19 protein-coding genes are annotated in these 20,344 nt (G+C 74.6%); 5 read left to right on the forward strand and 14 right to left on the reverse strand.

Annotated elements, in window-relative coordinates:
• Positions 1-3: 3 nt before the first annotated feature.
• Positions 4-1,131: a Xaa-Pro peptidase family protein gene (locus L3X23_RS09165; RefSeq protein ID WP_237191736.1), complete on the reverse strand. Its 1,128-nt coding sequence runs from the start codon at positions 1,129-1,131 to the stop codon at positions 4-6.
• Between the two features lie 271 nt (positions 1,132-1,402).
• Here L3X23_RS09165 and L3X23_RS09170 point away from each other — a divergent pair, with 271 nt between their 5' ends.
• On the forward strand, positions 1,403-2,350 hold the full coding sequence (locus L3X23_RS09170; RefSeq protein WP_374204982.1) for a 5'-3' exonuclease H3TH domain-containing protein: 948 nt from the start codon (positions 1,403-1,405) through the stop codon (positions 2,348-2,350).
• Positions 2,351-2,360: 10 nt separating this feature from the next.
• Here the strand turns inward: L3X23_RS09170 and L3X23_RS09175 are convergent, their stop codons facing one another.
• The 8 genes from L3X23_RS09175 to L3X23_RS09210 form a co-directional block, all read right to left on the reverse strand.
• A complete protein-coding gene (locus L3X23_RS09175) occupies positions 2,361-3,587 on the reverse strand; it encodes a GNAT family N-acetyltransferase (RefSeq protein ID WP_237191738.1) in 1,227 nt (408 codons plus the stop codon).
• A gap of 211 nt (positions 3,588-3,798) precedes the next feature.
• A complete protein-coding gene (locus L3X23_RS09180) occupies positions 3,799-4,839 on the reverse strand; it encodes a DUF4333 domain-containing protein (protein WP_237191740.1) in 1,041 nt (346 codons plus the stop codon).
• A 390-nt stretch (positions 4,840-5,229) separates the two neighbouring features.
• The gene (locus L3X23_RS09185) at positions 5,230-8,013 is read right to left on the reverse strand and encodes an RNA helicase (RefSeq protein ID WP_237191741.1); all 2,784 of its coding nucleotides are present in this window, start codon (positions 8,011-8,013) and stop codon (positions 5,230-5,232) included.
• 43 nt (positions 8,014-8,056) lie between these two features.
• Positions 8,057-8,956: a twin-arginine translocase subunit TatC gene (tatC, locus tag L3X23_RS09190; protein ID WP_255734500.1), complete on the reverse strand. Its 900-nt coding sequence runs from the start codon at positions 8,954-8,956 to the stop codon at positions 8,057-8,059.
• Between the two features lie 54 nt (positions 8,957-9,010).
• Complete coding sequence (tatA, locus tag L3X23_RS09195) at positions 9,011-9,265, reverse strand: Sec-independent protein translocase subunit TatA (protein WP_093077536.1); 255 nt, start codon at positions 9,263-9,265, stop codon at positions 9,011-9,013.
• Between the two features lie 37 nt (positions 9,266-9,302).
• On the reverse strand, positions 9,303-9,497 hold the full coding sequence (locus tag L3X23_RS09200) for a hypothetical protein (RefSeq protein ID WP_237191745.1): 195 nt from the start codon (positions 9,495-9,497) through the stop codon (positions 9,303-9,305).
• Complete coding sequence (locus L3X23_RS09205) at positions 9,497-10,453, reverse strand: YafY family protein (protein ID WP_237191747.1); 957 nt, start codon at positions 10,451-10,453, stop codon at positions 9,497-9,499. The genes L3X23_RS09200 and L3X23_RS09205 overlap by 1 nt, the downstream gene beginning before the upstream one ends.
• Positions 10,450-11,412: a YafY family protein gene (locus tag L3X23_RS09210; RefSeq protein ID WP_237191749.1), complete on the reverse strand. Its 963-nt coding sequence runs from the start codon at positions 11,410-11,412 to the stop codon at positions 10,450-10,452. Before L3X23_RS09210 ends, L3X23_RS09205 begins: the two co-directional genes overlap by 4 nt.
• A gap of 115 nt (positions 11,413-11,527) precedes the next feature.
• On the opposite strand from L3X23_RS09210, the gene L3X23_RS09215 reads away from it, so the two are divergent.
• A complete protein-coding gene (locus L3X23_RS09215; protein ID WP_093077543.1) occupies positions 11,528-11,767 on the forward strand; it encodes a hypothetical protein in 240 nt (79 codons plus the stop codon).
• Between the two features lie 86 nt (positions 11,768-11,853).
• Here L3X23_RS09215 and pafA read toward each other — a convergent pair whose 3' ends face one another.
• Positions 11,854-13,215 carry a Pup--protein ligase gene (gene pafA, locus L3X23_RS09220; RefSeq protein WP_093077546.1) on the reverse strand — a complete coding sequence of 454 codons (1,362 nt, stop codon included), beginning with the start codon at positions 13,213-13,215 and terminating at the stop codon, positions 11,854-11,856.
• A gap of 96 nt (positions 13,216-13,311) precedes the next feature.
• Between pafA and L3X23_RS09225 the strand changes: the two genes are divergently transcribed.
• Positions 13,312-14,847 (forward strand): phosphatase PAP2 family protein, encoded by a 1,536-nt coding sequence (locus L3X23_RS09225; RefSeq protein WP_237191751.1) that lies wholly within the window; start codon positions 13,312-13,314, stop codon positions 14,845-14,847.
• 67 nt (positions 14,848-14,914) lie between these two features.
• On the opposite strand, the gene L3X23_RS09230 is transcribed toward L3X23_RS09225, so the two are convergent.
• Complete coding sequence (locus tag L3X23_RS09230; RefSeq protein WP_374204828.1) at positions 14,915-15,952, reverse strand: LLM class flavin-dependent oxidoreductase; 1,038 nt, start codon at positions 15,950-15,952, stop codon at positions 14,915-14,917.
• Positions 15,953-16,003: 51 nt separating this feature from the next.
• Positions 16,004-16,810 carry a siderophore-interacting protein gene (locus tag L3X23_RS09235; protein ID WP_237191752.1) on the reverse strand — a complete coding sequence of 269 codons (807 nt, stop codon included), beginning with the start codon at positions 16,808-16,810 and terminating at the stop codon, positions 16,004-16,006.
• A 62-nt stretch (positions 16,811-16,872) separates the two neighbouring features.
• On the opposite strand from L3X23_RS09235, the gene L3X23_RS09240 reads away from it, so the two are divergent.
• A complete protein-coding gene (locus L3X23_RS09240) occupies positions 16,873-17,811 on the forward strand; it encodes a LacI family DNA-binding transcriptional regulator (protein WP_237191754.1) in 939 nt (312 codons plus the stop codon).
• Positions 17,812-17,850: 39 nt separating this feature from the next.
• On the opposite strand, the gene L3X23_RS09245 is transcribed toward L3X23_RS09240, so the two are convergent.
• Positions 17,851-18,858 (reverse strand): ABC transporter substrate-binding protein, encoded by a 1,008-nt coding sequence (locus tag L3X23_RS09245; RefSeq protein ID WP_237191757.1) that lies wholly within the window; start codon positions 18,856-18,858, stop codon positions 17,851-17,853.
• An 81-nt stretch (positions 18,859-18,939) separates the two neighbouring features.
• Here L3X23_RS09245 and fdhD point away from each other — a divergent pair, with 81 nt between their 5' ends.
• Positions 18,940-19,761, forward strand: a complete 822-nt coding sequence (gene fdhD, locus L3X23_RS09250) for a formate dehydrogenase accessory sulfurtransferase FdhD (RefSeq protein WP_237191759.1) — start codon at positions 18,940-18,942, stop codon at positions 19,759-19,761.
• On the opposite strand, the gene L3X23_RS09255 is transcribed toward fdhD, so the two are convergent.
• Entirely contained in the window at positions 19,731-20,330 is a 600-nt protein-coding gene (locus L3X23_RS09255) for an alpha/beta hydrolase (RefSeq protein ID WP_237191760.1), read from the reverse strand. The genes fdhD and L3X23_RS09255 overlap by 31 nt on opposite strands.
• Positions 20,331-20,344 lie beyond the last annotated feature (14 nt).

Here is a 20,344-nt window from a genome sequence, read left to right on the forward strand (position 1 = left end):
CGGTTACAGCACCACGAGGTCACGGGGCCCGTTGTTCAGGCGCTCCACACCGGACTCGGTCACCACGACGATGTCCTCGATCCGGGCACCCCAGGCGCCGTCGGTGTAGATGCCCGGCTCCACCGAGAACGCCATCCCCGGCTCGAGGGTGAGCGCGTTGCCGCCGACGATGTAGGGCTCCTCGTGCACGTCCAGCCCGATGCCGTGCCCGGTGCGGTGCACGAAGCGCGACCCGTGGCCCGCCTCCGTGATCGGCTCGCGCGCCGCGTCGTCGACGCTCTGTGCCGACACACCCGGGCGCACCGACTGCACCGAGCGCTCCTGCGCCTCCTGCAGCACCGCGTAGGTCGCGGCGATCTCCGCGCTCGGCTCACCGCCGACCGCGTAGGTCCGTGTGCAGTCGGAGTGGTAACCGCTGGGCAGCGGCCCGCCGATGTCGATGACCACGATGTCCCCGGGCTCGATCACCCGGTCGGACACGTCGTGGTGCGGGCTGGCGCCGTTCGGCCCCGAGCCCACGATCACGAACGCGGCCGCGGTGTGGCCCTCGGCCACGATCGCGGCCGCGATGTCCGCCCCGACCTGCGCCTCGGTGCGCCCCGGCTTGAGCAGCTCGGCCATCCGGGCGTGCACTCGGTCGATGGCCGCGCCCGCCGCGCGCAGCTCGGCGATCTCGGCCGCGTCCTTGCGCATGCGCAGCTCCCGGACCACCGGCCCGGCGAGGGACTGCGGCACGTCCGGGAACGCGTCCCGCAGGCCGAACACGTGGTGGGCGGGCATGCCGTCCGCCACGGCCATCCGGGTCGGGCCGCCCGCGAGGTCGCTGACCAGCAGGTAGGGGTCCTCGCCGTCGGTCCAGGTGAGGATCTCGATCCCCAGCGCCTCCAGCGTGGCGGTGTCGAAGCCGGGCGCCTCCAGGCGCGGGACCACGAGCGCCGGCGGGGCGCGGTGCCCCGCCGCGGGCAGGACGAGGCAGGTCAGCCGCTCGTGGGACTCCCCGGAGTGGTCGACCAGGTAGCGCAGGTCGGTGCCCGGTGTGATCAGCAGGACGTCCTGGCCCTGCTCGGCGGCCACCTCACCGGCCCGGCGCAGCCGGTCGGCGAGCAGCTCGGTGGGGACGGCATGGCTCATGCGTGCAGCCTAGTGCGGTGGCCACGAGCGATCACCGGTCCTCGCGGGCCCGGGCGACCCCTCGCGGCGTTGCCCCCGCACCCCACGACAGGCGGCGCGGGGGCGTCCTGCGAGGAACCACCCGGATCCCGCGATCACCCGGCGAACGTTCGTGGGCGCCGGACGCCGGGCCGTGGCCGCGCACCCTCCCGGTCGGCCGGGCCTGGCATGCTCATCCCCCGTGACGGCTCCCGAGACGGCCCAGTCCCCGAAAGCGCTGCCCGGATCGCTCATGCTGCTCGACGCGGCCAGCATGTACTTCCGCGCCTACTACGGGGTGCCGGAGTCGATCACCGCGCCGGACGGGACCCCGGTCAACGCGGTGCGCGGCTTCACCGACATGATCTCGCGGCTCGTCGCCGAGCACCGCCCCGCGCGGCTCGTGGCCTGCCTGGACCTCGACTGGCGGCCGGCGTTCCGGGTGGAGGCGCTGCCCTCCTACAAGGCACACCGCATCGAGGGCGCGGGCGGAACGGGTCCCGCGACGGCCCCGGCCGGGGTTCCGGAGGAGGTGCCGGACACGCTGGCCCCGCAGGTCCCGATCATCCTCGAGGTGCTCGCGGCGGCGGGCATCGCGACCGGCGGCGCCGAGGGCTGCGAGGCGGACGACGTGATCGGCACGCTCGCCCACCGGGAGGGCACGGACCCGGTGCTCGGGGTGTCCGGGGACCGGGACCTGATGCAGATCGTGCGCGAGGAACCCGTCCCGGTGCGGCTGCTGTACGTGGGCCGCGGCCTGGCGAAGGCCGAGCTGCTGGGGCCCGCGGAGGTGGCCGAGAAGTACGGCGTCCCCCGCGACCGCGCGGGCGAGGCGTACGCGGAGATGGCCATGCTGCGCGGGGACCCCTCGGACGGTCTGCCGGGCGTACCCGGGGTCGGGGCCAAGACGGCGGCGACCCTGGTGGGCCGGTTCGGGTCATGGGCCGAGCTGCTCGCGGCCGTCCAGGACCCGTCGGACACCCGGATGGACGCCTCGGCGCGCCAGAAACTGGCCAAGGCGTCGGAGTACCTGTCCGTGGTGGAGCCGGTCGTCCGCGTGCGCCAGGACGCGACCGTGGATCTCTCGCGGCCCGACATCCTGCCGTCCGCACCCGCCGACCCGGCGGCGCTGGACGCGCTCGCCGAGCGCTGGGGGTTGGGCGGGTCGGTGGAGCGGCTCGTCAAGGCGCTGGCGGGGTAGGCCCGGGGGCTCAGAAGAACGTGCCGCACCACGGGACGGTCGAGGCGGCGAACAGCGCGTCGGCCCGGGCCACGGCAGTGGGGTCGTGCGCGGTCCACCAGCCCGCGGCCGCCAGCTCGGACGGGGTCCGGTCGCCGAGGTAGGCCATGGCGAGCCCCGCGACGTCGCATTCCAGCTCCGCGGAGCCCTCCGGGTCCACGACCCCCTTCTCCCCCACGACGTGGACCGTGTCGTTGGCGGGCAGCAGGCGGTCGTGGACGCGGATCCGCACCGGTTCGGCGTCGCCCCAGGAGCGGGCCGCCAGGGCGGCCGCCACGTCGACCAGGCGCAGCCAGGTCTCGTCGCCGACCCCGGTCACCGCACATGCCCGGGGGTCCTCGAGCAGCAGCTCGACCGGCTCGGTGAGCGGCCGCAGGTGCGCGGTCACGCTCTCGGCGAGATCGACCCCGAGCAGGAAGCGCCAGAGCCCGGTGAGTGCGGCCGGGTTCGCGGCCTGCAGGTCTCCGACGCGGAGCGCGTTCGCCCCGAACGCGTCCCCCTTGTTCTCGACGCTCCACACGACGTAGCCGTCGTCGCCGTCGAGGCCACGGTGGACGGCGTACCCGCTCGCCGTGGTCGTCGACGCGGAGCGGTGGAGCATCAGCTCCCACCAGCCCGCGGCGCGCGTCATCGCGCCCGGTCCGGCGGAGGCGGCGTGGATGCGTTCGTAGAGGGCGGGCAGGTCGGCCCGCGCCTCCTCCGCGGTGATCATCCGGACGGCACCGGACCGGGGCGCCCCCGCACGGAGCGCGGCGTGCGACCGCACCTCCACGTCGCGGCCCCGGGTGGCCACGCCGTAGCCGAAACGCCCGTAGATCCGGGCCTCGCTGGCGCGCAGGGACGCGACGACCTCTCCGCGACGGGCGACGTCCTCGAGCTGCGCCCGCATCAGGGAGCTGAGGATCCCGCGGCGGGTGTGGTCGGCGCGCACGCCGACCCGGGTCACCGCCGCCATCGGTACCGACGCGCCGCCGGGCACCGTCAGCCGGGTCGGGAAGCTCATCGCGGTCCCGGCGAGGACGGGCGTGCCGTCTGCGGCCGGGTCGCCGTCCACGCCGAGCGTGCGGCCGTCGACGTACAGGGCGGACGAGCGCGCCCAGCGTTCGTCGTCGGCGGGCGCCGCGTGCAGGGCCTGCCCGAAGAGGGTGTGGGCGGTGCGGTACTCGTCGGGCCGGAGGATGCGGACGTGCGGGCTCACGGGGCGATCCTCGCCCGGCGGCCGCACCCTGTCATCCCGATTCCGTCCCGCACGCCCTGCTCGCCCGCCGTGCCTGCCCGCCGTGCCTGCCCGCCGTGCCTGCCCGCCGTGCCTGCCCGTCGTGCCTGCCCGTCGTGGCCGGCCGTCGTGCCCGGGCGTCCGTGTCAGGTCGCCGTGTCAGATCGCCGTGTCAGATCGCCGTGCCGGGCTGTCAGACCCGGCCGACCTGGTAGGTGCCCTGGTCGTCGAGCACGGTGACGGGCACGGTGACGTTCTCGCCGTCGACCGTCGCGGCGCAGGTGAAGCTCGACCCGGCCGTGACCCGCTGGCCGTCGGGGCAGGTCAGCGCGGTGACCTCGAGGCCGTAGTCCTGGGTGAGGACCTGCGTGACCCCGGTCTGGAGGGCCTGTCGGTCGAACTCCTCGGTCACGAAGAAGCCGGGCCGCCAGAACCCGAGGACGAGGACCGCCGCCACGACCAGCACCCCGACGATCGCGCCGATGAGCAGCGGGAGCCTGCGCCCGCCGCGCCGACCGCCCTCCTCCGAGGGGCGGCTGCGACCGCGCGGCGCGGTCGCGCTCAGCGCCGCGGTGGCTGCGGCGGCGGACTCGGGTGAACCGTCACGCGGGTCCCCACCGCCCGGCCGCTGCGGGTCCCACCCGCCGGCCGGGCTCGCACCCCCCGGCTGCCCCGGCTGCTGCGCCCGGCCGCCCCGCGGGTCCCGGCCGTCGGGCACAGCGCCCTGCGCGCCGGTCTGCGGGTCCCAGCCGGCCGGTCCGGCATTCTGACCGCCGCCCTGGCCGCCCTGGCCGGTCTCCGGGCTCCAGCCGGCAGGGGTGGCCCCGGCGCGGCCCGTCTCGGGGTTCCAGCCGACCTGGCCGCCCGCCCCGCTCCCGGTGTCACCGGTCCACGCGCTCGGGGCGATCTCCTGGTCCCACCCGCTCGCGGAGCCCCGCCGGTCCCAGTCCGACGCCCCGCCCGCGGCCCACCCGGCGGCGCCGTCGTCCGCCCACGCGGGGGCGGACGCACCAGCCCCGCCGGCACCCGGGGCCGAGCCCGAGGGCGGGGTGTCCCAGCCGTACCGGGACGACTCCGCGCCTGCCGGGTCCGCCTGCGGCTCCACCGCCGGGGTGCCGAAGGCGGGCGTCGGCGGGTCCGCGGTGGGATCGGAGGGGCCCACGGCCCCCCAGCCGCCCGCGGGCGGGCGGCCCCAGTCCCTGTCGCCGCCGTGCGGGTCCTGTGGGGTGCTCATCGGAGCCTTCCTGTCGCGTGCGGAGCCGGCGCCGCCTGCGGCGGCATCGGCCGTCGATCCAAGCACACCACCGCCCGCCGCGGGGGCCGGTCGTCCGCGAGCGAGCCCCGGCTCACGTCGCCGTGGACCCGCCGCACCCGTCCACTCACCCTCGGTCACCGAGCCCGCTGCGGGCGCCGACTCGGGGCACCGCCGCCCGACAGACGGAAGACTCCCGCGCAGCGCCGCCGGACAGACCGCACAGCCGCGCAGCGCCACCCGACAGACCTCACCCTCCCGGGCACCGCCGGCGAACAGACCGCACAGCCGCGCACCCGCCGCCGGCCCGGCCGCAGGCACCGACCGGGCCGGCGGACACTCGGGCTGCCCTCCGACCGCGAGGGCGCCCGCTCAGCCCACCCCCGCCGCCACGACTCCGCGGCGGACCGCGCCGGCGGCCTGGGCCGCGGTGCGGCCGACCGGGGTGCCCCGGCCCACCGAGGCGATCTGTTCGAGCAGGTCGAGGACCATGCGGGCCCAGCGGACGAAGTCGCCCGCGGAGAGCTCCTGACCGTTGCGGTCCGCGGCCTCGAGCACCTGCGCGAGGCTCTCCCCGCGGGCCCAGCGGTGGATCGGCCAGGCGAACCCGAGGTCGGGCTCGCGGGTCCGGTCGATCTTGTGCCGGCGCTCGTCCTCGACGAGGCCGGACCAGAGCCGGACGGTCTCGCCGAGCGCCTCGGTCACCGCGCCCGCCGGGACCCGCGGCACCGGCGCGTTGTCGCGGCGCGACTCGTAGACCAGCGCGGAGGCCACGGCGGCCAGCTCCTCGGGGGTCAGCGCGTCCCAGAGACCGTGGCGCAGGCACTCCGCGGCCAACAGGTCCGACTCGCCCCACAGCCGCGACAGGCGCTTGCCGTGCTCGGTGACCTCCGCGCCGTCCGGGCCCGCCAGGTACCCGCGTTCGCCGAGCAGCGCCCGGATCCGGTCGAAGCCGCGGGCCAGCGAGTGCGTGGTCGCCCGCACCTTCTCGCGGAGCTGGGCGGTGTCGCGCTCGAGCCGCGCGTACCGCTCGCCCCAGCGGGCGTGGGCCTCGCGGTCGTCACAGCCGTGGCAGGGGTGGTTGCGCAGGGCGCGACGCAGGGCCAGGAGCTCGGCGTCGTCCCCCGCTCCCCCGCGGTCCCGCTTGCGGGGCGGCGCCGGCGCGACGATCCCGGTGTTCCGCAGCGACGAGGCGAGATCGCGCCGCACCCGCGGCGTGCGGTGGTCGACCCGCTTCGGCAGGCGCATCCGGCCCAGCACCTTCACCGCGGCCGGGAAGTCCGCCGCGGACAGCCGACCCGCCCACCGCTCCTCGGTGAGGACCAGGGGCCGCGGGTCGTCCGCGTGCCCCGGGGGCTCCAGGACGACGGCGAGCCCGGCACGCTTGCCCCCGGGCACGGCGATCACGTCCCCGGGCCGCAGCTCCAGCAGCGACTCCGTGACCTCCTGCCGCCGCTCCGCCGAGCCCAGCCTGCGCAGCGACCGCTCCCGGTCCGAGACCTGCCGGCGCAGCCGGGCGTACTCGGAGAAGTCCCCGAGGTGGCACTCCATCGCCTCGGCGTACCCGGCCAGCGCCTCGGTGTTCTTCTCGATCCGCCGGGCCAGCCCGACGACCGACCGGTCCGCCTGGAACTGCCCGAAGGACTGTTCGAGCAGCTCTCGGCCCCGCTCGATGCCGAGCCGCTCGACCAGGTTGATCGTCATGTTGTAGTCGGCGCGGAAGGAGCTGCGCAGCGGGTACGTCCGGGTCGACGCCAGCCCGGCGACGTGCTCGGGGTCCACCCCGGGCGCCCAGACGACGACGGCGTGCCCCTCGACGTCGATCCCTCGCCGCCCGGCGCGCCCGGTCAGCTGCGTGTACTCGCCCGGGGTGAGGTCGACGTGCGCCTCGCCGTTGTACTTGACCAGCTTCTCCAGCACGACCGTGCGGGCGGGCATGTTGATCCCGAGCGCGAGCGTCTCGGTCGCGAAGACGCAGCGGACCAGCCCGCGGACGAACAGCTCCTCGACGGTCTCCTTGAACGCGGGGAGCATGCCGGCGTGGTGCGCCGCGATCCCGCGTTCCAGGGCCTCGCGCCACTCCCAGTACCGCAGCACGCCGAGGTCTGCCTGGGGCAGGTCGCCGGTGTGCTTCTCGACGATCCGGCGGATCTCGCCGACGTCCGCCTCGCTGGTCAGCCGCAGGCCCGCGCGCACGCACTGCCCGACGGCGGCGTCGCACCCCGCGCGAGAGAAGACGAAGGTGATCGCGGGCAGCAGCCCGGCCCGGTCCAGCCGGTCGATCACGGTGACCCGGGACGGCGGACGCATGCCGCCCCGCCCGCGCGGGGCGCCGCGACCGCGGCCGCGCCCCGAGGTCCACGATGCCATCTGGTCCTGCCGGGACAGCTCCCGCGTCTGGCGCAGCAGCTCGGGATCGACCTTCAGCTCACCGGCCTTCTCGGCGAACAGGTCGAACAACCGGGTGCCGACGAACATGTGCTGCCACAGCGGCACCGGGCGCACCTCGTCCACCACGACCGAGGTGTCCCCGCGGACCGCGACGAGCCAGTCGCCGAACTCCTCGGCGTTCGACACCGTGGCCGACAGGCTGACCAGGGAGACGTGCTCGGGGAGCTGGAGGATGACCTCCTCCCACACCGCGCCGCGGAAGCGGTCCGCGAGGTAGTGGACCTCGTCCATCACCACGTAGCCGAGGTGCTCGAGGGCGCTGGACCCCGCGTAGATCATGTTGCGGAGCACCTCGGTGGTCATCACGACCACCTGCGCGTCTCCGTTCACCGACGAGTCCCCGGTGAGCAGCCCGACCGCGGACGCCCCGTACCGCTCGACGAGATCGGCGTACTTCTGGTTCGACAGCGCCTTGATGGGCGTGGTGTAGAAGCATTTCAGGCCCTGGGCGAGCGCGAGGTGCACGGCGAACTCGCCGACCACCGTCTTGCCCGCCCCGGTGGGGGCGCAGACGAGCACGCCGTGCCCGTCCTCCAAGGCCTCGCAGGCCTCGCGCTGGAATCCGTCGAGCCCGAACGGGAGCGCGCCCGCGAAGTCCGCGAGCTGCGGGCGGACGGCTCGGGCCCGGGCCGCCGCATAGGCGTCGGCCGGGGCCGGTGTGCTGCGGAGACGGAGCTCGCGGAGTCGACCGTCGGTACTGGCCACCGACCCAGGCTGTCACACCACCCCGACACTTCGCCGGGAGTGGCTACGTGACGTCGTCCATGTCGCGGGTGTGGACGGGTGCCGGCGGCGGGAGGGAGCTCGGTGCGTCGTCGATCCTGCTCGGCGTGGTGTCGATGGGGCTCGGGGCGTCCGGGTCCCAGTCGTCCCAGCCTTCGGCGGCGCGCTTCTTCGCCGCCCGCCCGTCGTGCACCCGGGCGATCTGGATGGCCAGCTCGAACAGCAGCGTCAACGCGCCGGCCAGCGCCGTCATCGAGATCGGGTCCTGGCCGGGGGTGGCCACGGCGGCGAACACGAACAGCCCGAAGATGATCCCGCGCCGCGACTTGCGCAGCCGCTCGTAGGACAGGATGCCGACCTGGTTGAGCATCACGACCAGCAGCGGGATCTCGAAGCTCACCCCGAAGATCAGCAGCAGCGCGATGACGAAGCTGAAGTAGCTCTCGCCGGTCAGCGCCGTGGTCTGGACCTCGGAGCCGATGGTGAGCAGGAACCCGAGGCCCTCGGCCACCACGAAGTAGGCCAGCACCGCGCCCGCGACGAACAGGATCGCCGCGGTGGCCACGAAGATCCGCGCGAACTTGCGCTCCTTCGCGTACAGCCCGGGCACGATGAACGCCCACAGCTGGTAGAACCAGATCGGGCAGGCCAGGATCACGCCCGCCACCGCGCCGACCTTGAGCCGCAGCATGAACTGGTCGAAGGGCCCGGTGCCGAGCAGCGTGCAGGACCCGTCCGCGGTGAACACCGCCCGCGAGGACGCGGGCAGCGAGCAGTACGGCTCCTTGAGCAGCCCGCCGAGGCTGGGCCCGCCGAAGAAGCCGACCTCGAACCAGATGTAGCCGATGATCGTGGTGAGGGCGATCGCGATCAGCGAGACGCCCAGGCGGTTGCGCAGCTCGTAGAGGTGCTCGACGAGCGTCATCGTGCCGTCGGGGTTCTTCTTCCGACGACCGGGGAGCTTCACCACGACCCGAGGCTACTGACGCGGCTCGGGCTGCTCGACCTTCGCGGTCGGCGTCTCCTGGGCCTGGACGGGCGGCAGCGGCGCGGGCGGGGCCTGCGCGGCGGGCTTCTCCTCCTCGCCGTCCTTCTTCATGCCCTTCATCTCGCCCTTGAAGATCCGGGCGGACTGGCCGACGGAGCGGGCCATGTCGGGCAGCTTCTTGGCACCGAACAGCAGGAGCACCACGACCACGAGGATCACGATCTCCCACCCACCGAGACTCGGCATGGGCGGTCCTTCCGTCGAGAGCGATTCGCCGCCGATACTACGCGGCTCGACGGCGCGCCTTCAGCGCCGTCGCCTGCTGTGACAACGGCCGCAAGGCCGCCGAGGTGCGGGTGCGTCCCCGTTCGAGGGTGTGGGTCAGCCGCCGGACGTGGGAGAAGACGACCACGGCCAGGCCGAGCAGCAACACGACCGCCAGCGCGACCAGCAGGATCGGCACCCAGTAGAAACCCATCAGTCCTCCATCTTTAACGCCAGCGCCGCCCGCGCCCGCTCCGCCACGGCCGCCGCGAGCTCGGGCGGCTCGACCACCCGCGCCGCTCCGCCGAGCCCCAGCACGAGGCGGACCAGCCACGCCGGGTCGGCGTAGCGGAGCAGGACCCGCGCCCCGCCGGAGTCGTCCGGGTGCTCGACGACCTCGTCCACCGGGTAGTACTCCGCGATCCACCGCGCCTCGCGGGTGACCTCCAGGACCGCCGAGCGGTGCTCCTCGCTCGGCGCGAACAGCCCGGCCGAGACGTCGGTGGGCTCGGCGTCCGACGGCGGCGCCGAGGGCTCGTCGAGCTCGGTCACCTCCTCGACGCGGTCCAACCGGAACAGCCGCACGCCCTCCCGCTCGCGACACCACGCCTCGAGGTAGCCGTGCCCCTCGACGAGCAGCAGCCGCATCGGGTCGACGGTGCGCCGGGACACCGCGTCCCGCCCCGCGGTGTAGTACAGGATCTGCAGCGCCCGGCCGTGGTCGAGCGCGCCGCGCACCGCCTTGGCGGTGGCCTCCTCCTCGCGGCTGAGGTCGACCGCCACGGCAGCGACGCCGGCGTCCCCCACCGCCTGCTCGATCTTCGCGGTGGCCCGCTGCACGGCCGCGGTGTCGACGACGCCCGGCTGTTCCCCCAGCGTCCGCAGGGCCACGAGCAGGGCGGTCGCCTCCGCGGTGGTCAGCCGCAGTGGGCGGCGCATGCCCGCGTCCTCGGTGACGGTCACGGTGTCCCCGGAGAAGGACAGGTCGACGAGGTCGCCGGGGCCGTAGCCGGGCAGGCCGCACATCCAGAGCAGCTCGAGGTCGCGGCGCAGCTGCCGCGGGGTGATCCCGAAGTCCGCCGCCGCCTCCTCGACGAGCACGCCGGGCCGGGCCAGCAGGTACGGGACCAGCGACAGCAGCCGCGGCAGCCGGTCGGTCACCGCGCTCACGAGTGCGCCGCCAGCGCGCCCGCCCACAGCCCGCGCACGTGCTCGACCAGCGACGGGGGCGAGAGCACCACGACGTCCGGCCCCGCCCCGGCCAGCCACCGCGCCACGGTGCGCTCGCTGCGCAGCTCGATCTCCAGCACGTCTCCCCCGGCGCGGGACTCGACGACCGTGCCCAGCCTGCGCAGCCCGTGGGCCTGCCCCTCGGGCACCCAGACCCGGGCGGTGCCGGTGACCGGGCCGTAGTCGAAGTTCCGCCGGACCGACGCCATCAGGTCCGTGCCCGGCGGGACGGTGACCTCGCCGGGGCGGCCCACCGTGGTGATCGGCTCGAGGATGCGGGAGAGCCGGAAGGAGCGGACGTCCGCGCGGTCGCGGTCGTGGCCCACGAGGTACCAGCGGCCGCGCCAGGACACCACGCCCCACGGCTCGACGGTGCGGCGGACGACCTCGCCGGTCGGGCCGCCGCGCCGGTGGTCGAACGAGACGGCCTGCCCGGCCTGCACCGCGGCCAGCAGTGGCCCGAACACCGGCTCGGTGGCGCGGACCCGCGGCTGCACCGACCCCCGGGTCTCGTCCACCTCCACACCGGCGGCCCGCAGCTTGCGCAGCGCGCCGTGGGCGGCACCGGAGAGCTCCGGGGAGTCCCACAGCGAGCCCGCGAGGGCGACGGCGGCGGCCTCCTCGGTGTCCAGGTCGATCTCGCCGAGCTCGTAGTCGCCCCGTGCGATCCGGTAGCCCTCCACGGTGTCGAAGGCCGACTGCCTGCCGGTCTCCAGCGGCACGCCCAGCTCGCGCAGCTCGGTCTTGTCCCGCTCGAACATCCGGAAGAAGGCCTCGTCCGACGGCGCGTCCGCATAGCCGGGCACGATCCCGCGGATCCGTTCGGCGGGCAGGTACTGGCGCGTCGACAGCAGGCAGAGCACCAGGTTGACCAGGCGCTCGGCGCGGGCGGCGGACACGGGGGCAGCATACGACCAACCGTTCGAATCCCGCGGGCGCCCCGCGGAACGCGTGTCTCAGGCTGCGACACCCCGCGGCCTTGACCCGAGATCACCACGGGCGGAGCCTTGCTCTGTGACCGGGAGCACAGAGACTTACAACCCGTGGACCGTCGTCAACCTGGTGTTCCACCATCTCGCCGACGAGGGCCTGCACCCGGTGCTCGGCGAGACGGGCGATCCCAAACAGGCCGCCGCCGCGCTGCTCCAGGCCCTGGGCATCGCCCCGGCCGCGGACTACGCGGGCCCGGCGGACGACGGCGTCCAGCAGACCCTCGCCGACCTGCGCCGGAAGATGATGCCCGGCATCGAGTAGCGCCCGCCCCCCTCGACGCGAACGGCGCGTTCGCTCACCAGACGTGAGCGGACGCGCCGTTCGCCGGAACCACGGGACCGAGACCCTCAGAGGGACTGGATCAGCCGGTCCACCCGCTCGTCGACGCTGCGGAACGGGTCCTTGCACAGCACGGTGCGCTGGGCCTGGTCGTTCAGCTTCAGGTGCACCCAGTCGACGGTGAAGTCCCGGCCCGCGGCCTGGGCGGCGGCGATGAAGTCGCCGCGCAGCTTGGCCCGGGTGGTCTGCGGCGGGGTGTCCTTGGCCACCTCGATCTCGCCGTCGTCCGTGACGCGCTCGACGAGCCCCTTGCGCTGCAGCATGTCGAACAGGCCGCGGCCGCGGCGGATGTCGTGGTAGGCGAGGTCGAGCTGCGCGACGCGGGCGCTGGAGAGGTCCAGGTCGTTGCGGGCGCGGTAGCGCTCGACGAGCCGGTGCTTGATCGCCCAGTCCACCTCGCGGTCGATCAGCGAGAGGTTCTGGGACTCGACGGCGTCCAGCGTGCGGCCCCACAGCTCGACCACGCGCTCGAGGGACTTGTCCGCGCTCCCCCGCGCCTGCAGGTGCTCGACGGCGCGGGCGTGGTACTCGCGCTGGATGTCCAGGGCGCTGGCCTCGCGCCCCCCGGCGAGCCGCACGGTGCGGCGGCCGGTGAGGTCGTGGCTGATCTCGCGGATGGCCCGGATCGGGTTGTCCAGGGTGAAGTCCCGGAACTGGACGCCCGCCTCGATCATCTCCAGCACCAGGTGGGTGGCGCCGACCTTGAGCAGGGTCGTGGTCTCGGACATGTTCGAGTCGCCGACGATCACGTGCAGGCGGCGGTAGCGCTCCGCGTCCGCGTGCGGCTCGTCCCGGGTGTTGATGATCGGCCGGGAACGGGTGGTCGCCGACGAGACGCCCTCCCAGATGTGCTCGGCACGCTGGGACAGGCAGTACACGGCGCCGCGCGGGGTCTGCAGCACCTTCCCCGCGCCGCAGATCAGCTGGCGGGTGACCAGGAACGGCAGCAGGACGTCCGCGATCCGGGCGAACTCCCCCTGGCGCGCGACCAGGTAGTTCTCGTGGCAGCCGTAGGAGTTGCCCGCCGAGTCGGTGTTGTTCTTGAACAGGTAGATGTCCCCGCCGATGCCCTCGTCGACGAGCCTGCGCTCGGCGTCCACCAGCAGGTCCTCGAGGATGCGTTCCCCGGCCTTGTCGTGGGCGACCAGGCCCGCGAGGGTGTCGCACTCGGCGGTGGCGTACTCGGGGTGCGAGCCCACGTCGAGGTAGAGGCGCGCGCCGTTGCGGAGGAAGACGTTCGACGAACGACCCCACGACACGACCCGGCGGAACAGGTAGCGGGCGACCTCGTCCGGCGAGAGCCGACGCTGGCCGTGGAAGGTGCACGTGACCCCGAACTCGGTCTCGACCCCGAAGATCCGACGCTGCATGTCCCCCAGCGTAAGCGCAGGAGGCCCCATAAGGTCCCCCCTGTGACCGACTGGTTCCGGCGCGTCGCCGGGAAATCCCCCTGGAGACGACTCGGCGTGGACCGTGGCCTCACCGCCGTGTCCGCGACCGACGAGGCGATCACCGGCTGGATCGCCGCGCAGCCGCGCAACCGGCTCGACGCGGCGATCTGCAGGCTGACCCGGGCCGCGGACCACTCCGCGCTGTGGGTGGTGGTCGCCGGGATCCTCGCGGTGCGGCGGGGGGCCGGGCGCAAGGCGGCGGCGCGCGGGCTGCTCGCGATCGCGCTGTCCAGCGCCACGGCCAACGGGATCCTCAAGCCGCTGCTGCCCCGCAGGCGTCCGGCCGCGGCGGAGCTGCCCGCGTACCGGAGCATCACCGACCCGCCGACGTCGTCGTCCTTCCCGAGCGGGCACGCGGCCTCCGCGGCGGCGTTCGCGACCGCCGTGGCGCTGGAGAACCCGCGGGTGGCGCCCGCGGTGGTGCCGCTGGCCGCGGCCGTCGCCTACTCGCGGGTGCACGTGGGGGTGCACTGGGCCTCGGACGTGCTGGCCGGCGCGGCCATCGGGTCCGGGGTCGCGCTCGCCACGCAGCGCTGGTGGCCGGTCCGGACCAGCGACGAGGCCCGGGCCCGCCCGGTCGACACCGTCCCGGAGCTGCCGCAGGGCGACGGTCTGGTGATCATCGCCAACCCGTTCTCGGGCCCGCCGGACTACGACGTGTCCGACGAGATCGCCGAGGCGCTGCCCGCCGCGCGGCTGCTGCGGGTCACCGAGGACTCCCGGGTGGACGACCAGCTCCGGGAGACGATCGCCGAGCTGGGCGGCTGGGTGCGGGCCGTGGGCGTCGCGGGCGGGGACGGCACGGTCGCCAGCGCGGCGAGCGTGGCCGACGAGCTGCACCTGCCGCTGGTCGTGGTCCCGGCGGGGACGCTGAACCACTTCGCCCGGGACGTCGGCGTCTACGACCTGCAGGAGGCCGTCGACGCCTCACAGGCGGGCGAGGCGGTCGCGGTGGACCTCGGCCTCGTCGAGGCACACCCCGGCTCCGGCGACGACCCCGAGAACCCGGAGGTCATCCGCACCCGGTACTTCCTCAACACCGCGAGCGTCGGCTCCTACCCGGAGCTGGTCCGGCTGCGCGAGAAGTGGCAGCCGCGGTGGGGCAAGTGGCCCGCCTTCGCCGCCGCGCTGGTCACCGTGCTGCGGCGCTCCGAGCGGGTGCGGGTCCGGTTCCACGACGAGTGGAAGGACGTCTGGTTCATCTTCGTCGGCAACGGGCCCTACCACCCGCGCGGCATGGTCCCCGCCTGGCGGCCGACCCTGGACTCCGGGCTGCTCGACGTCCGGTGGCTGCGCGCCGACGTGCGGTTCTCCCGGCTCCGGGTGGTCGCCGCCCTGATCCTGGGCGCGCTCGGACACAGCCGCGTGTACCACCAGGCCGAGGTCACCGAGCTCGACGTGGAGCTGGCCGTGCCGAGCATGCTGGCGACCGACGGCGAGGTGGTCGAGGAGGCGGGCCGCTACACCTTCCGCGTCGCGAAGGACCCGGTCCCGGTCTACCGCCGGGACGAGGAGCGCTGGACGGGCCGAGACCGCCCGTTCCAGGGCTGACCCTCGGAGCCACGACTGTCGAATCGGGGCTGCGGAACGACAGTCGTGGCTCCATGATGCGGAGGGGTCAGGCGGCCTGCTCCTCGGCGAGGATCGTGCGGACGCGCGGGGCGACCTCGCTGCCGTAGAGCTCGATGGTCTTCATCAGGTCGCGGTGCGGCAGGGTGCCCACGGCGTACTTGAGGTCGAAGCGGTCCAGCTCCAGCGTCGAGACCGTGCGCGCGATCTTGCGGGCCACCGTCTCCGGGGAGCCGAGGTGCCACGCCCCGCCGCGGACGTCCGCCACGAACCGGTCCTTGGTCAGCGGCGGCCAGCCGCGCTCCCGCCCGATCCGGTCCATCATGACCCGGGCGTGCGGCCACACGGTCTCGATCGCCTCGTCGTCGGTCTCGGCGACGAAGCCGGGCGCGTGCACGGCGATCGGCAGCTGCTCGCGGCCGAGCTCGGTGAGCGCACGGCGGTACAGGTCGGCGTACGGCGCGAAGCGGGCCGGGTCGCCGCCGATCACGGCGAGCACCAGCGGCAGGCCGTAGTTCGCCGCGCGGACCACGGACTGCGGGCTCCCGCCCACGCCCACCCACGTCTGGATGCGCCCGGACTCGGTCTTCGGGTAGACCTGCTGGTCCTTCAGGGCCGCGCGCAGGGTGCCCTCCCAGGTGACCGGGCCCTCCTCGAGCAGGTGGGTCATCAGGTCGAGCTTCTCGCTGAACAGCGTCTCGTAGTCGCCGAGGTCGTAGCCGAAGAGCGGGAAGGACTCGGTGAACGAGCCGCGGCCCAGCGTGATCTCCGCCCGGCCGTTCGAGATCGCGTCCAGGGTCGCGAAGCGCTCGAACACGCGCACCGGGTCGTCCGAGCTCAGCACCGTGACCGCGGTGCCGAGCGTGATCCGCGACGTCCGGGCCGCGATCGCCGCGAGCACGACGTCCGGCGCGGAGACCGCGTAGTCGTCCCGGTGGTGCTCACCGATGCCGAACGCGTCGATCCCCAGCGAGTCGGCGAGCACGCCCTGTTCCACCACGTCCCGGATGACCTGGGCGTACGGCGTCCGACCGCCCTCGCCGTCCCCCGTCACGTCACCGAAGGTGTCCAACCCCAGCTGCACCATGTCGCTCATGCTACCGCCAACGATTGAGTACTCAACATTATGCCCCGAAGTCTAGAGCCCGGCGTCGGCGAGACCCTTCTCGTAGAGCGCGCGGACCTCCTCGTCGTCTCGACCCTCGGCCAGCGCCCGCTGGTAGAGCGCGGCGGTGTCGAGGCCGGACCGCTCGAGGCGCGCGTTCCACTCCTCGATCTCCGCGCGCCAGTACCCGACGACGCCGTAGCCGCCGCGCGGCAGACCGAGCGAGCGCAGGTGGGTGCGGGCGGCGCGGGTCGCGGCGGCCTCACCCGCCACGTACACGTACCCGGCGCCCTCCGGCAGCGTGACCCCCTCGACGATCTCGCCCAGCCTGCTCCCGTGCGCGAGGTCCGGCGTGTGGTGCCAGACGACCTCGGCGCCCGGCAGGTCCTGCGCGTCCGCGGGGTCCGGGACCTCGACGTGCACCACGGTGCGCAGCCCCGGGCTCTCCTCGACGATCCGCCCGATCGCGGGCAGCGCCGTGACGTCGCCCGCCAGCACCTGCCACGCGACCCCCTCCGGCCTGCGGAACCAGCTGTTGCCGTGGGTGCGGCGCAACCGGTCCCCCACCCGGGCGACGGCCGCCCACTCCCCACCCGTGCCGCCGGGGTGCAGGACGATGTCGACGGTCAGGCCTGCCGCGTCGATCCGGCGGACCGTGTACCAGCGCCCGCTCCCCTCGACCGGCTCGTTGGTCGCGGGGTCCGGGAACTCCAGCACGCAGGCCTCGTCCGGGACCCCCGCGGAGGGCACGGCACCCCGCAGGTCCACACGGACCAGGCTCGGCGAGAGCCGCCGGACGGCGACGACCTCGAGGTCGACGTTCTCGGTCTGGACCGGCACGACAGTCTCCTTGGATATGAGGGCAGGCTTACCATACTGGGTGGACGGCCTAGGATTCACGCGTGATCCGACCCACGGTGGTGGACGTCGCGCGCCGGGCCGGGGTGGGCCGCTCCACCGTGTCGAACGTCCTGCGCGGCACCGGCCGGGTGTCCGAGGCGACCCGCGCGCGGGTGCTTGCCGCGGCGCACGAGCTGGAGTACGTGCCGAACGCCGCCGCGCGCAGGCTGCGGGGCGCGGCGACCGGCACGATCGGGGTGCACCTGCCGGAGAACCCGTCGGTGTCCGCGTACTACATGGAGTTCCTGTTCGGGGTGCTCGACCACGCGGTCCGCCACGACCGTGACGTCACCGTCCTGACCGGGACCCGACGGCCGCGCGTCGACGGCCTGATCCTCAGCGACGCCCACCCCGCCGAGCCGCTGCTCGACCCGCGGACCAACGGCGACATCCCCGTCGTGACCTGCGAGGACGTGGCCGGGCACCGCCCCGACGGCGTGGTCTGGGCCGACCACGGCGCCGCGCTCACGACCCTGCTCGACGAACTCGGCGCCGCCCGCCCCGCCCTGCTCGTCCCCGCCGAGACGACCGACTGGGCGGCCCGCCTGAGCTCGGCGTACCGCGCGTGGTGTGCCGCGCACGGCGCCCCCGAGCTCCTCGCCCGCATCGACTGGATCCCCACCGTGCCCGGACTGGAGGCGGCCGTGCGCTCCCTCGACGGGTTCGACGCCCTGGTCTGCGGCCCGGTCGACAGCGCGGCCATGCTGCTGCCCGCCCTGCGGCCCCGCCTCGCCGAGGGTCTGCTGCTGGCGTGCGCCACCGACTCCACGGCCTGCGCGCTGACCGACCCGCCGATCACCGCGATCGACCAGAACCCGCGGCTGGCCGGGCGGCGCTGTGCCGAGCTGCTCGACGGCCTGCTGGCGGGCACCGCCGAGCCCGGCACGCGGGTGGAGGTCCCCCTGCGCCTCGTGCACCGGGCCTCCACCGCGCGGCACTAGTGCCCCGGGACACCGGCGACTCGTGCGCCGCACGGCGGCTCACGCCGCGGTGGCCGGGTCGCCGTCGATCGCTCTCGACAGCCGCGGCACGATCTCGTCGAGCACCATCGGGATGCTCAGCACCGAGGCGAACATGAGGGCGCCGTTGTCGCGGTCCAGCCCGAGGAACACGTCCCGGCCCTCCGCGTGGACCGGTAGGCGGGTGTAGAGCGGGTCGACGAGCAGCGCCGCCGGCCCCTCGTCGGTGGCGGCCTCCGACCAGACCGCGAGGTCGACGTCGAGCAGGTCGAAGCGCTCCGGGCTCAGGATGTAGTAGGCGTCGGCGTTGTCGGCGAGCCGGGCGACCTCGTCCGGCACGGTCAGGCCGAGCTGCCCGAGCAGCTGCGCGCCCGTGGCGCCGGGCCCGAACAGGTAGTGCTGCCCGCCGGTGGCCGAGGCGAGGACCATCGAGGCGCCCGCGAACTCGGGGTGCGCGGTCCGGGTCTGCACGATCCGTGCCTCCAGGTCGGCGACGAGGCGTTCGGCCTCGGCGTCCTTGCCCAGGATGCGACCCGCGGTGCGGGTGATCTCCTGCCAGGTGATCGTGTAGTCGCCCGCCTCGGTCGGCTGGGCGACGGTGGGCGCGATGCCGGAGAGCCGGTCGTACTGCTCCCGGGTCAGGCCCGCGGTCAGTCCCACGATGACGTCCGGTCGCAGGGCCGCGACCTGCTCGTACGCGATGTCCGCGCGCGGCAGCACGGTCGGCTGCGCCCCGTTCAGGTACGACGTGGCCCACGGCCACACCGCGTTCGGCTTGCCGCCGAACCACTCCCGGATCCCGACGGGTGCCGTTCCGAGCGCGAGGAAGGCGTCCTGTTCCTTGAACCCGACCAGCACGACCCGGGCGGGCGGGGCGGGCAGCGTCGTGACGCCGAAGGCGTGGGGCACGGAGATCGGGGACGCGGCCGGCGACGGCGCCGAAGCCGGAGTGGGCGCGGCGCAGCCGGCCGCGACGAGGGTCAGACCGGCCGCGAGGAACGCACGCCTGCCGAAGGGGGAGATCGCCACCAGGGAGCCTCTCTCGAATAAGGGAAGCCTCACCATAGTGGTGGAACGTTCCAGCACGAAGGGGCGCGTAGGGTCGGCGACATGGGAAGGCTCACCGCCCGACGTTCGGTGCTGCGCATCGGGGCCGACGGCACGACCCGCCGCAGGCCCGACTCCCTCGCCGTCGAGGAGCCCCTCGAGCTGCGGGTCGACGGGCGCGCGCTGTCGGTGACGATGCGCACCCCCGGACACGACGTCGAGCTCGCCCACGGCTTCCTGCTCACCGAGGGGGTGATCGGGAGCGCCGCCGACCTCGCGACCGCCCGCTACTGCGACTCGGTGGACGCGGACGGCCGCAACACCTACAACGTGCTCGACGTCGCCCTCGCCCCGGGCGTCGAGCCGCCGGACACCTCGGTGGAGCGGAACTTCTACACGACCTCGTCCTGCGGGGTGTGCGGCAAGGCCTCACTCGACGCGGTGCGACTCAAGACGCGCTTCACCCCCACCGGCGGTCCGGTCGCCTGGTCGGTGCTGGCCACCCTCCCGGACCGGCTGCGCGAGGCGCAGAAGGTCTTCGCCTCGACCGGGGGTCTCCACGCCGCCGGGCTCTTCGCCCCCGACGGCACCCCGGTGGTCGTCCGGGAGGACGTCGGCAGGCACAACGCGGTCGACAAGGTCCTGGGCCACGCGCTGCTGGCGGGCGGGGTGCCCGCGGCGGACACGGTGCTGCAGGTGTCCGGGCGGGCGTCGTTCGAGCTGGTGCAGAAGGCGGCGATGGCCGGGGTGCCGGTGCTGGCCGCCGTCTCGGCGCCCAGCTCGCTCGCCGTGGAGCTCGCCGACGAGGTGGGGATCACGCTCGTCGGCTTCCTGCGGGACGGCGCGGGGAACGTCTACTCGCACCCCGAGCGGATCGCCGTCTGAGCCAGCTCGACCAGCTGCGCGCGTTCGGCGAGGAACAGGTGGTCGGCCGTCGGGAGCTCGACGACGCTCGTCGCGGCCCAGCCCGCGGTCGCGGCGCGGACGTGGTCGGGCGGGGCGACCGGGTCCCGGCCGCCCGCGACCAGCAGCGCCGGTCGCGGATCCGCGGACTGCGGGGACACCGCGAACCGCAGGGGCGGTGCCACGGCGAACCACCCGGCGATCCGGGCCGGCCCCGTCGAGAGCGCCACGTCCGCCCCGAACGACCAGCCGGCCAGCACGATCGGCCCGTCGACCTCCGCCGCCAGCCGGGAGACGGCGGCCGCGGCGTCGAGCCGTTCGGCGTCCCCGCCGTCGTGGGTCCCGCCGGAGGCGCCCACCCCGCGGAAGTCGAAGCGCAGCACCGCGACGCCGTGCGCGGGCAGACCCTCGAACAGCGCCTCGACGACCGGGGTGTGCATCGAGCCGCCGTAGTGCGGGTGAGGGTGGCAGACGACCATCCCGGCCCGCGCCCCCGCGGGGACGGCGAGCTCCCCGTCGAGCACGGTCCCGTCCGTCGCGGTGAAGCGCATCGGGTGACACTAGA

Source organism: Pseudonocardia sp. WMMC193, from assembly GCF_021728735.1.
GTDB lineage: Bacteria > Actinomycetota > Actinomycetes > Mycobacteriales > Pseudonocardiaceae > Pseudonocardia > Pseudonocardia oroxyli.

Coding starts and splice junctions, on each gene's coding strand:
- tatA (WP_093077536.1), bottom strand. CDS start 9,265: ATGCCGAGTCTCGGTGGGTGGGAGATCGTGATCCTCGTGGTCGTGGTG.
- L3X23_RS09230 (WP_374204828.1), bottom strand. CDS start 15,952: ATGGTGCAGCTGGGGTTGGACACCTTCGGTGACGTGACGGGGGACGGC.
- tatC (WP_255734500.1), bottom strand. CDS start 8,956: ATGACGCTCGTCGAGCACCTCTACGAGCTGCGCAACCGCCTGGGCGTC.
- L3X23_RS09255 (WP_237191760.1), bottom strand. CDS start 20,330: ATGCGCTTCACCGCGACGGACGGGACCGTGCTCGACGGGGAGCTCGCC.
- fdhD (WP_237191759.1), top strand. CDS start 18,940: ATGGGAAGGCTCACCGCCCGACGTTCGGTGCTGCGCATCGGGGCCGAC.
- L3X23_RS09170 (WP_374204982.1), top strand. CDS start 1,403: ATGCTGCTCGACGCGGCCAGCATGTACTTCCGCGCCTACTACGGGGTG.
- L3X23_RS09200 (WP_237191745.1), bottom strand. CDS start 9,497: ATGGGTTTCTACTGGGTGCCGATCCTGCTGGTCGCGCTGGCGGTCGTG.
- L3X23_RS09165 (WP_237191736.1), bottom strand. CDS start 1,131: ATGAGCCATGCCGTCCCCACCGAGCTGCTCGCCGACCGGCTGCGCCGG.
- pafA (WP_093077546.1), bottom strand. CDS start 13,215: ATGCAGCGTCGGATCTTCGGGGTCGAGACCGAGTTCGGGGTCACGTGC.
- L3X23_RS09180 (WP_237191740.1), bottom strand. CDS start 4,839: ATGAGCACCCCACAGGACCCGCACGGCGGCGACAGGGACTGGGGCCGC.